This is a genomic window from Duganella guangzhouensis, from assembly GCF_009674535.1.
Taxonomy (GTDB): Bacteria; Pseudomonadota; Gammaproteobacteria; order Burkholderiales; family Burkholderiaceae_D; genus Rugamonas; species Rugamonas guangzhouensis.
Genome location: NZ_WKJK01000029.1, coordinates 1 through 13,894 on the forward strand (window position 1 = coordinate 1; position 13,894 = coordinate 13,894).

The following is a 13,894-nucleotide window of genomic DNA, read 5'->3' on the forward strand; positions in this document are numbered from 1 at the left end:
CTAGCAATGCCACGTCGATCACTCCGATCTCCTGCCGAAAAGACAGGGGGAATTGTGCTACTAACGTGGGTCAGATTCCGTTGCAAATTCGTGGGAAAGGTGGGTCAGATTTCAGTGCAACTTAACATGGGTCATTTTGCACGCAAAATGACCCTAAAAAACTCTATTTTCTCCTTTAAAACAAAGGCTTCTAGGGCCAAGGTTGCAGAACAATGCAAACCACTTCATAGGGGCCTGGACGGGTCAATTTGCCCCACCTGCAAATGCCCCCTGCGCCCAGATCAGATCTGAACCAACACACGTAAATGATTAGGAGGTTTGCGCTTTCAAGATGCGATAAACGCTTGCGATTCCGATTGAACAGGCGTCTGCAATCTCTTGCTTAGTCAAGTCTTTGGCCGCCAGCGCCAGCACTTTTGCGCGCTTTGCTTGCGCTGTTGGTACTCGGCCAGTATAGGCACCGCGTTGTTTTGCAGCGGCTATTCCGACCCGCTGGCGCTCCAGCATATTCTCCCGCTCGAACTGAGCAATAGACGCGAACAGATTAAACGTTAGACGGCCTGATGGCGTGGCCGTATCCACAGCCAAATCAAGAATGCGTATCGTCGCGCCGGCACGAGCTACACGTGATTCAATCTCAACCATGTGCACCATTGAGCGAGCGGCCCGCGATAAGCTGCTAAACACAAGCACGTCGCCTGGCCTTAAGACGGCAAGGACTTTGGCGAATTCCATCCGGTCTTCCATTTTGACGCTGCTGATCTGCTCCTGGTAGATCGACTGGTCCGTGCAGCCTGCGCCCTTGAGCTTCGCAATTTGATCGGCAAGCCCGGCAACTTGCTCAACTGTGGACGTGCGTGCGTAGCCATAAATCGTCATGGCGATCCTTTCTATCAATAGGTTTTAGATATTGTGAAATTATCAATAGCCTCTAGAGCTAGGGGCGGCATTGATAGGTTTAGGGGAGGACGGCGGATGCGATCATTTGACCCTGCCTTATTGGAATTGCTCCTGTTCGCCTCGCAGGTAGCCACAAAGCAGCTCCGCCGCGAAGGTGATCAGTTGCACAGCGATCAGCTTCAAGATTTCGATGAGCAAGTTTTTCAATTTCATCTCCAGTGAAGTTAGATCGGCCCTTTGTTTTGCAGGCTATCGACGTACTTACAAACGAGGTACGTGTGAAGCGCTCCTGCAAAGAGCCCCAGCATCAGGGCGTACACGGCATCGCGACAAATACCGGTTGGATAGGGGTATGGATACATTAGCTTTCTCCTTCAACAGACAACATAAAAAAGGCCCAAGATAGATGGACTGTCCCGGGCCGGCTGCAACAATGAGTTTGAAGTGCTACACGAATAGCAGGTTATTTGATTGGCGGCTCATGACAGGAGCAGCAACGCTTCATCCCATGCCTTCTGCTTAAGCGCCGCGCCTTGGCCAAACCAGGCTGCATCCAGGCGATGATCGACACTGCGAGCGCGGCGATGGTGATCGACATACTCAGTGACGCTATTGAGCAGCCCCCATGCAGTCCCGGAAGCAGAGGCCATCTCAGCGCCTTTGGCATGACCGGCGTACAACTGCTGCACGGTCTTGATGGCGCGATCATTGAGGGAAGACGCATTGCTATCGAGCGCAAGACTCGTCGGATACGTCAGCACGCGCTGGAAGAACGCCTCTACTGCATTGCCGTTGACCTTGCATTCAGAGAGCGCCTTCATGCGGTCCATGAAACCATCCCAGGATGAAATCGCAATGCCTAACTGGCGCTTGATCGCATCAGGATTGAACTTACTACGATGCGGAACCTTGATGGCATCGCCACCATGGCCGACAGCAATCGCCAGCGTGTTATTGCAAACCACGCGCACCGATGTCAACTTAGCCGTGGTGGCCAACGTGCCGTCGCAGGCAGTCGCCAGCAGCAGATAACCATTGACGCGATCACAGCCTTTCAGATTTGCCGACTGGCCGGTCTTGGCTAATGCCCAGAACTTGCGGCCTTCCTTCAATACGCCAGCGGTTTCCAGCTCGAAGCCGCCAGCCTCGGTGAGGTCACGATAGAACTCTAGAATCTCGTGTGGCTGTACGACATGGAAACGTTTGGAAACGACCGACAGCGGGGCCTTTGTGTCCGAGCGATATAGCACGCGTTGATCGGGATAGGCATGGATCGAATTGATACCATTTTCAGACGAAGCGTATCGGATATCACTCGATTCAATGCTCCAGTTCATGCCAGCCTGTTTTGCCCAGACTTCCAATGGTTGATGAGGCGTGAGCTGACTCCCCAGGCCATGCCAAGGCTCTTGGCCTACATAGGCCATCGTTTGTACGAGATGCATGTATTTTCTCCTTGAGGTGAGATGAAGTGCTGAAAACATAAATGCCTACAGCTCCTTTGGAGCTGTAGGCATTTATGCAGGCGGGTGTGGGTGAGGCTAGGAGTTATGGCGCGCTTGGTGGTGCCATGTAACTAATCTCATTTCTACGATATAGATTTGAAATTTTTTAGCTCTATGTCTTCGCAGTCCAAGATTGACGGAGGCACACATACAGTAGTGGACGACTTGTCTTCAAGGCGGCTCACGCTGCACCACTTTGCGCGGCTAATGTGGCAAGGCATACACCGACATAGGCTCGTTCCTGGTTGACTTCTGCTTCACGCCTCTGCAGCGCTTCCAAGCGTTGCTGATGCTCCTGCTGGACGTCGGCAGGCGCCTGACTCAGTTGCGAAATCTTGGCTGCACAGTTCGCTATTTTCTGACCAAGGTCCGCCAGCAATTTGGTGCAGGCATCGTGCTTTTTCTGCGGGAACAGCTGGCATTCGAAAAGACGGATCGCATCGTAAATCTTGACGACTTCCTTGCTGGTTTTCGAATGAACGAAGTTCAAACTTGCTTCGTCAAAGGCGTGATGCTCCTGGTTCTGGCCACTCCAATTCACCAGGTCCTGTTTAATGAGATCAAAGTGCACGGGATCATAAGCAATGTGCGGCTCCACAAGCGCGAAGGTCTTTTCCAGACTGAGCTGCAGGTAGTTACTTTTCTTCAAGGCTGACTTCTGGAACTTTGCAGTGACCGACACGGCGTTGTCGATGCAATACTCCAAGACCATCGACTCGAACCAAATGCGGCAATAAATTAAAGCCTGTCTAATATCGTAGACCGCTAGGGCGCGGTGTACCTTTTCTTGGAATCCACCGGCATGATCGACTATCACAATGCCTTGGTTGGTGTAGCTGAGTACGCTACTGGTGTGTTGGACAGATTGCGGATGTCGATCAGCAATAATGCAGAATCGCTCCCAGAATAGGCGATCATGCGTTGTGATAATCATCTGCGTCAGACGCAGATACTCGTCCGCAAAGAACAGGTCGATGATGTTGGAGCGATGGTCGCTGTCAATTGCATTGACGACGTCGTCAAACACAATCAGAGGGAATTTGTTCTTTTCTGCCATCGCCAAAAGCAAGGACAGACCCAGTGCGCGCAAGTGCCCCTCGCTTAACACAGAGAAGGCATCCATGATGCTGCCATCAGCATTTGTAATTTTGATGCGGTAGTTTTCTCCGCTCTTTTCGAAGCTGAGAGCGTCGATGCGTTCATGGTCATCGTCGTGATGATTGATTGCCTTGTAATATTCAGCCGCCTTGACTTCGATGCCCGCAATTCGAGCTTTCTCAAGCTTGAATTTGTATCCCATCAGGTCTCGATAAAGATTGCCATACTCCAGCTGTAACTGCTCAATGAGGTCGTTGAAACGCACAATGTCTGCATCGTTCCCTTTCATAGCCGCACGCTGCAGCGCGAGACCGGCGAGCTGGCGGCTAACTTCTTCTAGTGCCGCCAGCGATGTCCTTTTCTTATCGAATAGACCTCGAAGGTCTTCTACCTGGTGTTTAAGCAGCTCGGCTTCATTTTCCAAGCGTTTGACCTGAACGTCGGATTGCGTGACCGCGTCGTGCTTCAGCTGACAAAAATTCAAATAAGCCTCTATCTCCGCCTGGTCGTTCGCGAGTAGTTCGGTGAACTTTGTGAGCACATGCGTGGCGGCTTCAAGTCTGTCTGTCGCCGTATGAAAATCAGCGTGGCTGGCCCGCAGCATCCCGAGTGCCAAGGGACATGGGATGCCCAGGCGTGCGTTGGTATCGACTGCTGCGATGGCATTGCCAATGGCAACGATCAACCGAGCCATACGTTCTTCGATCCGTTGCCGTGATGTCTTCAGCTGGTCAAGTGCTCCAAGTGTTGCCAGTTCACGTCGCGCCTTTTCAAATGGATTTTCGGCAACGCGATCCAATGGCGTTGAACATGCCGGGCAATGCTCGGCGACGCCATTACGTTCAATTGCTTGCAAGGCTTGATAGACGGCGCGATAGTTGACTGCGACGACGTTTTGCAAGAGGGCTTGATCCACCTTGTCTTTTCGAACGAGCAAGCGGCAAGCAATCCGCATAGTGCGTGTGATTTGCGATAACGGTGCGCAGAAAGGTAAAGTTGCGACCTTCAGTCGCTCGGCATTTCTAAGTTTGAGTTCCGCCAACCGTGTTAAGCGCGAAAGCCGGGCACGCACAGCGAATTGCTGGTGAGTCTCTAAGCCCAGGCGCACGCAGACGTCGTTATTGAAGACAGCTACGTTCTCACGATGATGTCGCCACTGTTCACGGAGAGCCTTTATATTGGCATCCAGCGCTTGCACTGCAACACTTTGGCTCTGCTTCCGATGCGATGTGAGATTGAAGTTTTCGGGCTTCACAAAGCGCGAGATTACTTCCTGAAATTCTTCGAGTCCGAACAGGGCCGCGATTACATCCCCTTCAGCGCTATTGGTGTCTTTCGACCCCAGTAGCGAGAATTCCTGCAGACGATTTCTATCAATAAAACAGCTAGACCATGTCAGATTAGCGGGAACACGTTTGCGGTCCGTGCCTATTAATGTAAGTTCGACCTTATTTGTGCCCCGTGTAATGTACTGCTTGACCTTGGTCTTGCGGCGATCTGCCTCCTTAATATGGCCGGTGGTGCCATACTCCAGCGCTTCGCATAACGATGACTTGCCCCCACCGTTAGGTGCGTAAAAGATGTTCTTGATCTTACTAAATCGTAGCAGCGCCCCTTTGTCATCAGGACCGAAAGCGCCGAATCCACGGAAGTTCTTTACCTGAAGCGTCGCCAGTGGCCTCAGCCCAGCAGGCGCAATCCAGTCCAACTCCGGCCGCGCATCAAGAATGCGTTTGAAGCGAGCCGCAATGCGCTGATAGTTGGTCGTGACTAAATCGTTATTGGCGGATGTCAGGTGAAGCTTGACGTGATCGGAGTATCTGCCCTTATCCTGTCGTCCTTTATACATACACCACAGAAGCGCCAAATAGGCGTCCGACTTTCCAGTCAAGTTTTCCTTGGCAAAGCTCAAAAGGTACTGACTCATTGGCACTCCCAAATGGCAGGGGCGAGACACGTTCGGAACGATGTGATTGCATTATAACAACTCAGTTTACTGTGTTAGCAAGTAGTTTCGTCAATGCGTACGTCGCCCGTTCGAAACACCACCGATACCGTTGAGTTGATGTTGAGTACCGAGCGTTCGCAATTGCACTTAAACCCTCCTATCCGGAGTGGCATCCTTCCAGCGGACTCGACAACTCGGGCTTCGCGGAGTTCCAGCCGCAGCTCGAAGAAAGCGGTTGCATCTTTCGGCAGTCGATCGGCTTCGACGCGTAGGCCAACTTTATGGCTTTCCAGTCAGCAGATGTACGCTACCGGCTGAGTGTGACCGTTTATGGCCCCGAGTTCATGGTTGGGCAGGCTAAGTATAGTTTCAAAACCTCACTTTTTCATAAATTGCATCAATAAAGTGTGAATTTTGGCAATAAACTCACGGGGTAGTGAATTTATTGCATCTGAAAGTGTGTTGCCTCTCATGCCTGGGGGCTATAATTGCGCTATGACATACGAAGAATTCCAACGGCACATCGGCAAGGCTGGGCTGAAGCTCTACGAGTTCGCCCACTTGATGGGGATGAACCCGACTTCGATCAGCAACAAGCGCAGGCAAGGCGTGCCCACGCACCTGGCTGTAATCGCTGTGCTGCTGGGCGAGATGGCGGAGCGCGGAATCGACTTCCACGAGCTACTCGCGCGGAACGGCATTGCCCATCCGGAACCATGCGCGTCCGCCGAAGGCCTCGCGGAAGGGGAATCCTAAGGATGGGCCGCCCATTGGAATCTGGAATCCGGACGGTCCTGCTCTGGCCGCTCAGGAAACGCGGAACCGCGCTGTGCTTGCGAGTATCCACTAGGTGCTGGGGCATGGGCCAGGAATGACTAGCGCGACTCCAAACTTACAGAGCAAGGCCAACCCACGACAGCTGGAGGCGATCCTGTCCACTGAAGGCCCGTTGCTCATCATCGCGGGCCCGGGCTCCGGGAAGACGTTCACCCTGGTCGAGCGCATCGTCTACCTCATCACGCACAAGGGCGTCGCGCCCGAGTCGCTCTTCGTCGTCACGTTTACGGACAAGGCCGCACGCGAACTCACCACGCGTATCTCCAACCGGCTGGCCGAACTCGGCATCAGGTTCAACCTGAACGAGATGTACCTCGGCACCTTCCACTCCATATGCCTGCGCATTCTGGAGGACTTCCGAGAGTTCACACGACTCAAACGTAGTTTCACGCTGTTCGACCAGTTCGACCAGCAATATTTCCTATACCAGCGCATTAAGGACTTCCGCGAGCTTCCCGATGCCGAGCTCGTCATAGGGGACGACCAGTCCGGCCGCTGGTCGCAGTCGGAGAACCTGCTCAAATGGCTGAACAAGGTCAGCGAAGAGGCGCTCGAACCCGCCACGCTGGCCTTGGCTCCGGAAGTGGAGATCCGCGCGCTGGCCGCATGTTTTTCTAAGTACCAGGAGCTACTGCACGAAAACAACTCGCTCGATTTTTCCGGCATCCAGTACGAGGCCCTGCGCCTGCTGGAGAGGCACCCCGAAGTGCTGGCGCAATTGCGCGGGAAACTGACGTACCTGATGGTGGACGAGTACCAGGACACGAACACCATTCAGGAGCGTATCCTGTTGCTGCTAGCGGGCGAAAAGCGCAACCTGTGCGTCGTGGGAGACGACGACCAGGGCCTATACCGATTTCGTGGCGCTACCATCCGCAACATCCTAGAGTTTCCCGGGCTGTTCGACGAGGGCGAGTGCAGACGCGTTGCGCTCACCGTCAATTACCGCTCGCACCCGGACATCATCCGCTTCTACAACGAGTGGATGCGCGAACAGTCGTGGGACGACGGAACGCGCGCCTTCCGCTTCGCCAAGCAGATCGTCCCGCGCGAGGGGGCATTCCCCGAGGTCCCCACGGCGGTGCGGCTGACCGCTACCGACGACAAGGACGAGACCGCGAACTGGCACGCCGAGGTGCTGGCGTTCCTCAACGGACTGAGGGAGTCCGGTAAGCTGTCGGACTGGAACCAGGTCGCCTTCCTATTCCGCTCGGTCAAGAACGAAAAGGTCGTGGCGCTAGCGCGCTATCTCGAAACGGCGGGCGTGCCAGTGTTCTCTCCGCGCTCAAACATGTACTTCGAGCGAGAGGAAGTCCGCCTGATGATTGGCGCGCTAATCTTCCTGTTCCCGCAGTTCCCCAAGGTTCGGGCTTGGGCCGAAGGCATCTCGCTGCCGGTCTGGGACTACTACGACCAACTGTGCTTCGCGGCCTTCGCCAAGGAACTACGTAAGCCGGAGAACAAGCCCTTGCTGGACTGGGCACGGCCGCTAGCTAAGCGCCACGCCGCGCTGGCGCAGAACACCGACTACTCGTTCTCAGGCCTGTTCTATCAACTGCTCCAGTTTCCGCTGTTCGCGCGCTACCTTGCCGAGGATGCCTTGCAAGGTGTGGACAAGGGACGCGCTGCGCGCAACCTTGGAACCTTCTCCAAGTTGCTCACCAAGTTCGAGTACCTGCATTTCGTCAGCGTGCTCAACCCGGAATGGCTGGAAAAGAACATCCGAGACCTGTTCAACCAATTCCTGCGCTTCCTGGTGGACGGCGGCATAGGCGAATACGAGGACGAGGCCGAGTACGCGCCCAACGGCTGTGTATCCTTCCTCACTATCCACCAGTCGAAAGGCTTGGAGTATCCGGTCGTCGTCTGCGGCTCCCTGGAAGCTGTGCCGCGCAAGCAGTACGGCGTGCTCGACGTGCTGTTGGAAGACGGCGGCTACCTGTCGAAGGAACGCTTCGAACCGCTCGACCACATCAAGAACTTCGACTTCTGGCGGCTGTTCTACACCGCCTTCTCACGCGCTCAGAACCTCCTGGTGCTGGCTGCGCAAGAGAAGCACGGTCGTGGAAAATCGCCGTCCAAATACTTCGAGCGGCTGTTCTACGAGCTGCCAAGCTGGCGTGACGTTGATCTCTCCGCCCTGGGCTACGAGGCAGTCAAGCAGATCAGCCTCAAGAGGGAATATTCGTTCACGTCGCACATCAGCGTGTTCGAGAGCTGCGCTGAGCAGTACCGCTTCTTTAAGGAGCTGGAGTTCGCAGCGATCCGCGAAAGCCCAATGCTGTTCGGTACGCTGGTGCACCAGACCATCGAAGACATCCACAAGGCAGTCCTCCGCGGCGAGGAAGGCGGTATCAGCTCTGATACCATCAGAGGATGGTTCTCGGCCAACTACGCCTTACTGTCGAAGAAGGAACGCGTGTACCTCGCGCCTACCTCGCAGCAGGCGGCGCTGCTGCATGTGATGCGCTACTACGAGCGCGAGAATGGCAACTGGGACCGCATTAAGGAGGCCGAGGTCGAGATCTCGCTGGTCAAGGACCAGTACATCCTCAAGGGCAGCGTCGATCTCATTCGGGGCGAACTAAACACGGTCGAGATCATTGACTTCAAGTCGGAGAAGAAGCCCGACATGGAGAAGGACCGTAGCCGGATCCAACAGTACCAACACCAACTGGAGGTGTACGCCCACCTAGTCGAGGAGCGCACCGGCCAGAAGGTCAGCCGAATGCACCTGTACTACACCGGCGAGGACGGCGGCAACCCTTACGTGTCCTTCACCAAGGACGATCGCTCCATCGGGAAGACCATCGCGCAGTTCGACGACATCGTTGCACGCATCGAGCGGCAGGACTATCGGATCGCCGCGCGCCCGGCCAAGCTATGCCAGAACTGCGACATGCGCGCCTACTGCGACAACAAGAATTGGAAATTCAGGAAAGACGACAAATGACGATAACCACGACGCCCGCACAAGAAAGCCTGCTACCGCCTAGGCGCGACGGCGGCACGACCAACGTCGAAAAGTACGAGTTCGAGCCGATCAAGGGTTACCCGATGCTGAACTGGCGCGGCAAGCGCCCGTTCACCTCGACGCAGTATTACCCGGCGCAGCTGAAGGAAGTCCACGGCGAGGAAGTGGACGGCTGGCGCAACAAGATCTTCTGGGGCGACAACCTCCAGGTGATGAGCCACCTGCTGAAGGAGTTTCGTGGCAAAGTTGACTTGATCTACATTGATCCCCCGTTTGATTCGAAAGCTGACTATAAAAAGTCAATTCAACTTAGGTCTGCGAAGGCTATCGGAGATCAGTCGTCATTCGAGGAGAAACAGTACACGGACATCTGGAACAACGATGAATACTTACAGTTTCTTTATGAAAGACTCGTTCTGTTGCGAGAACTGCTTTCCGAGAAAGGGGCAATTTTCGTGCACGTAGGAACTGGTGTCTCCCATTTCGTACGTTGCGTGCTGGAGGAAATTTTTGGTAAAGAGAGATTCGTCAACGAGATTATTTGGCGAAAGGCTTTTGCGCATAACGACCCTGGGCGATGCGGAAATATTCATGACGCTATTTACTATTTTTCGAAGTCGCCTGAACGTACTTGGAACAAAGTGTTCCAAAAAATTGACAAGGACTACGTCGATACTTTCTTCGATTCGTTCGATCCGGACCGAAACGAGCGATACAACAGGCTGCCAATGGATGCCCCACGCCACGGTGACGGTGGAAACCTCGTCTATGAATGGAAGGGCGTCTGGCCATCGCCTGGACGAACCTGGGCAACTACCAAGGACAAAATGGAAGCGTACGACCTTCAGGGGCGCATCCACTACCCAAAATCTGGTGGGGTTCCTCGCTTGAAGCGCTATGAGAGTGAGCACGAGGGGACAGTGATCCAGGACCTCTGGACTGACATCAACAAGCTGCACAACTTGGCTACTGAGGCGGCAGGATATCCGACGCAAAAGCCTGAAGCGTTGGTGGATCGGATTGTTCGGGCCGCATCCAACCCTGGCGACCTTGTGCTTGACTGCTTCATGGGATCGGGCACAACCCAAGCTGTCTCCATGAAGCTCGGTCGTCGATTTATCGGAGCGGACATTAATTTGGCCGCGATTCAAACTACTACGAAACGTCTTATCAATGTTGCCGAGAAAATGCGCCAGAAGTCACTTGACGGTGAGTTCAAGCAATTTGGGGGCTTCGAACTTTATAACGTCAACCACTACGACGTGTTCCGAAACCCCATTCAAGCAAAGGACCTGCTGATTGAGGCATTGGAAGTGCAGAAGCTGGAATTCAACACCGTGTTCGATGGCGAGAAGGATGGGCGCATGGTTAAAATCATGCCCATCAACCGCATTGCAACGCGCGCCGACCTGAACGAGCTGATCGCAGGCTTCGACTATAAGACGTGGGAACGTAGGCAGAACGAAAACCCGAACCGACCGGTCGAAAAGGTCTCCCTTGTTTGTATGGGCCACGAATCAGACTTGGCCGCCCAGTTGGAGCTCGCTGCGAAGCCCTTCAAGATCAACGTTGAAGTGGTGGACATCCTGCGCGACAAGTCCAACTTGGAATTCAAGCGCGACTCTGAGGCGAAGGTTACCATCAAGAAAGGTGAGCTGGCCATTGAAAAGTTCTACCCTATGAACCTGCTCCAGAAGCTGTCGATCCAGAAGGAGTCGGTCGGAGACTGGAAGGAACTGACCGAAAGCGTGCTGATCGACTGGAACTATGACGGCGCAGTGTTGCAACCGGCCGTAGTGGACATTCCGGCTAAGGACGAGCTGGTCAAGGGTACGTACAAGGTGCCCGACGATGCCGGCACCATCCGCGTAAAAATCACCGATCTGCTCTCGGAATCGTGGGAAGGGAGCGTCAGCAATGGTGACTAAACGCGCAGCAACCAAGGCCAGCGCGTCGGGCGCGTCGCTCGACTTCGCCTTCTTTCGCTTCCTGTGGCGTTTTTACCAGGACAACCGAGGCTCCATCCGGCAGAACTACAAGGAGCTGACCCGCAAGTTCCTCGACTTCAACAACCCAGAGAGGAACCCCAAAGCGTACCTACGCCAGCCGCAGTTCGAGGCGCTGGAGACCTACGTCTTCCTCAAGGAGTTCCTTGGTAACGCCAAGGTCGAGGAGATCTTCAAGGCATGGTACGAGCGCAGTGGCAAGTTCGAGGGCCGAAAATTTGGCTCCTTCCTTGGCAACGCAGGGCAAGAAATGTTCGAGTTCGGTGAAAGCGACGAGCTGGAACTTAGCTCGTACAAGGTATTGTTCGAGAAAATACGGAAGAACTCCCGCGTCTACCCGAACTACATCTTCGCGCTGACGATGGGCACTGGCAAAACCATCCTCATGGCGACCTGTATCTTCTATGAGTTCCTACTTGGGAACAAGTTCGAAAAGGACGCGCGCTACTGCCACAACGCGCTGGTGTTCGCGCCGGACAAGACGGTACTGCACTCGCTAAAGGAGATCGAGTCCTTCGACCTCACACGCGTCGTGCCGCCGGAGTACGTCAACTTCCTGACCACGCACCTGCGCTTCCACTACCTCGAAGAGGCGGGCACGTCGCTGGACACTTTGGACCGCTCGCGCTTCAACATCATCGTCTCCAATACGCAGAAGATCATTCTAAAGCGCCAGCGGAAGGAAAAAAGCTCCGTTGACAAACTGTTCGGCGCGACCGGCGAAACGCTCGCGGCCACGGGCGTGTACGCCGACGCCGCCGACCTCTACAACTTCGACCAGCCGGAAGAGGAAGGCGAGCTGACCACAAACCAGCGCTTCGAGAAGCTGCGCCGCCTGGAACAGTTGGGCATCTACGTGGACGAGGCCCACCACGCGTTCGGCAGGGCGCTGGCCAAGGACATGGGCGTCGGCGCGAAGGAAACCGACACAAGTTTGCGTACCACCATCGACATCCTCGCAGCCAGCCTTAACGCGGCGGGGACCCGCGTGGTGGCCTGCTACAACTATACCGGTACGCCTTACGTCGGGCGTGAGGTGCTACCCGAGGTAGTGTACGCTTACGGCCTGAAAGATGCCATCGAGAAGGCCTACCTCAAGAAGGTGGTGCTGCATGGCTACGGAAACACGCGCACCGACGAGTTCGTGGACATCGCCATCGAGGGCTTCCTAAAAGAATCAGGCAACCTGCGCCCGGAGGGCCTGCTGCCCAAGCTGGCCTTCTTCGCCACCACCATCGACGAGTTAACCAGCGAGCTGAAGCCAGCGGTCGAGCGCGCGCTGCTTAAGCATGGCATCCCGACCTCGCGCATCCTGGTCAACGTCGGCGACGAAAAGCTGACCACCAACGACGACATCCGCGAGTTCAACCGACTTGACACCGAAGGCTCGGAGAAGCAGTTCATCCTGCTGGTCAACAAGGGCCGCGAGGGCTGGAACTGCCGCTCGCTATTCGGCGTTGGCCTGTTCCGCGAGCCGAAGTCGAAGGTGTTCGTGCTGCAAGCCACGATGCGATGCCTGCGCGCCATCGGCGAGGCCCAGCACACGGGCCACGTCTTCCTGTCCGAAGACAACCTCAACACCCTCAACGACGAGCTACAGCAGAACTTCCGCATCAGCGTTGACGACTTGCAGAAGACGAACAGTGACAAGGAACGCGTGGAGGTGCGCGTGGTCGAGCCGCCGGTCAGGATCAAGCTGGTGCGGGTGCGCAAGCAGTATCAGATGCGCGAAAAGCAACCCGTGCCGGGCCAGGCACTGCTGCCCGAGCGCACCGACCGCGAGGCTTGGAGTGCGCTCATCGAAAAGTACCGGCTGATCGAGACACAGCAGGAAGGGCTCACCACCGCCGACGCAGCACGGGCGTCGGGTAGCCGCACGTTCGACCTGACCGCGCGCCGCGAGAAACGGACGTTCTCGCCGATGACGCTTGTGGCGGAGGTTTCCCGCTACCTCAATCTCAGCCCCCTCGGAGTCGAGGAACTCCTGGACGCGACTAAGGAAGGCACCGGCGAGCTGGTGACCATGGCCAACGAGTTCAACGAACTGCTGTACGACGAAATTATCCCGCGCCTGTTCCGCCAGCTCTACGACCTCGCCGAGTCGCAGCAAACCGAGGAGCACGAGGTCGATCTCATCAAGCTCCCACCGAAAGGCTACTACGAGGTGACGGCGGTCAAGGACAAGATCGTTCGCATGGACGACGTACAGATCAACGACGAGGAACGCGCCAAAAGCTTCCACCTTGACGCCTACTGCTTCGACTCGGGATCGGAAAGCTGGCTGTTCTGGGACCTGCTGCGCGAGCAGCGCGTGAGGAAGGTCTACTTCACCGGGATGCTGACCCACGGCCAATCCGACTTCTTCATCCAGTACATCGATCCGGATTCACGCACCGTACGCAGCTATTACCCGGATTTCATCTTCCAGCGGGAAGAGCCGGATGGCAGCCTGAAGTACGTGATCGTGGAGGTGAAGGCCGACAACCAGATTGAAGATGCCATAGTGCAGGCCAAGAAGGACTTCGCCCAGCAAATCGCAGTGGCCAGCGGCATGGAATACCGCATTCTAAAGTCCTCGGATGCGGACAAGCGTCACTATCGCGTGCTGATGTAACATGACAGCGAC

Annotated in this window: 7 protein-coding genes; 4 read left to right on the plus strand and 3 right to left on the minus strand. The window is 55.4% G+C overall.

Features of this window, described 5'->3' with window-relative positions; genetic code table 11:
- Positions 1–309: 309 nt before the first annotated feature.
- The 3 genes from GJ699_RS31455 to GJ699_RS31465 all read right to left on the minus strand — a co-directional run bounded on the left by GJ699_RS31455 (position 310) and on the right by GJ699_RS31465 (position 5,430).
- Entirely contained in the window at positions 310–879 is a 570-nt protein-coding gene (locus GJ699_RS31455) for a recombinase family protein (RefSeq protein ID WP_154383375.1), read from the minus strand.
- Between the two features lie 500 nt (positions 880–1,379).
- Positions 1,380–2,345 carry a DUF932 domain-containing protein gene (locus GJ699_RS31460; protein WP_154383376.1) on the minus strand — a complete coding sequence of 322 codons (966 nt, stop codon included), beginning with the start codon at positions 2,343–2,345 and terminating at the stop codon, positions 1,380–1,382.
- A gap of 241 nt (positions 2,346–2,586) precedes the next feature.
- Positions 2,587–5,430, minus strand: coding sequence for an AAA family ATPase (locus tag GJ699_RS31465; protein ID WP_154383377.1), 2,844 nt, complete (start codon positions 5,428–5,430; stop codon positions 2,587–2,589).
- A 516-nt stretch (positions 5,431–5,946) separates the two neighbouring features.
- Here GJ699_RS31465 and GJ699_RS31470 point away from each other — a divergent pair.
- The 4 genes from GJ699_RS31470 to GJ699_RS31485 all read left to right on the plus strand — a co-directional run bounded on the left by GJ699_RS31470 (position 5,947) and on the right by GJ699_RS31485 (position 13,882).
- A complete protein-coding gene (locus GJ699_RS31470; RefSeq protein WP_229262389.1) occupies positions 5,947–6,207 on the plus strand; it encodes an XRE family transcriptional regulator in 261 nt (86 codons plus the stop codon).
- Between the two features lie 115 nt (positions 6,208–6,322).
- Positions 6,323–9,241, plus strand: a complete 2,919-nt coding sequence (locus GJ699_RS31475) for an ATP-dependent helicase (protein ID WP_154383378.1) — start codon at positions 6,323–6,325, stop codon at positions 9,239–9,241.
- On the plus strand, positions 9,238–11,190 hold the full coding sequence (locus tag GJ699_RS31480) for a site-specific DNA-methyltransferase (RefSeq protein WP_154383379.1): 1,953 nt from the start codon (positions 9,238–9,240) through the stop codon (positions 11,188–11,190). The genes GJ699_RS31475 and GJ699_RS31480 overlap by 4 nt, the downstream gene beginning before the upstream one ends.
- Positions 11,180–13,882: a TnsA endonuclease N-terminal domain-containing protein gene (locus GJ699_RS31485; protein WP_154383380.1), complete on the plus strand. Its 2,703-nt coding sequence runs from the start codon at positions 11,180–11,182 to the stop codon at positions 13,880–13,882. Before GJ699_RS31480 ends, GJ699_RS31485 begins: the two co-directional genes overlap by 11 nt.
- Positions 13,883–13,894 lie beyond the last annotated feature (12 nt).

Coding starts and splice junctions, on each gene's coding strand:
- GJ699_RS31455 (WP_154383375.1), bottom strand. CDS start 879: ATGACGATTTATGGCTACGCACGCACGTCCACAGTTGAGCAAGTTGCC.
- GJ699_RS31460 (WP_154383376.1), bottom strand. CDS start 2,345: ATGCATCTCGTACAAACGATGGCCTATGTAGGCCAAGAGCCTTGGCAT.
- GJ699_RS31465 (WP_154383377.1), bottom strand. CDS start 5,430: ATGAGTCAGTACCTTTTGAGCTTTGCCAAGGAAAACTTGACTGGAAAG.
- GJ699_RS31470 (WP_229262389.1), top strand. CDS start 5,947: ATGACATACGAAGAATTCCAACGGCACATCGGCAAGGCTGGGCTGAAG.
- GJ699_RS31475 (WP_154383378.1), top strand. CDS start 6,323: ATGACTAGCGCGACTCCAAACTTACAGAGCAAGGCCAACCCACGACAG.
- GJ699_RS31480 (WP_154383379.1), top strand. CDS start 9,238: ATGACGATAACCACGACGCCCGCACAAGAAAGCCTGCTACCGCCTAGG.
- GJ699_RS31485 (WP_154383380.1), top strand. CDS start 11,180: ATGGTGACTAAACGCGCAGCAACCAAGGCCAGCGCGTCGGGCGCGTCG.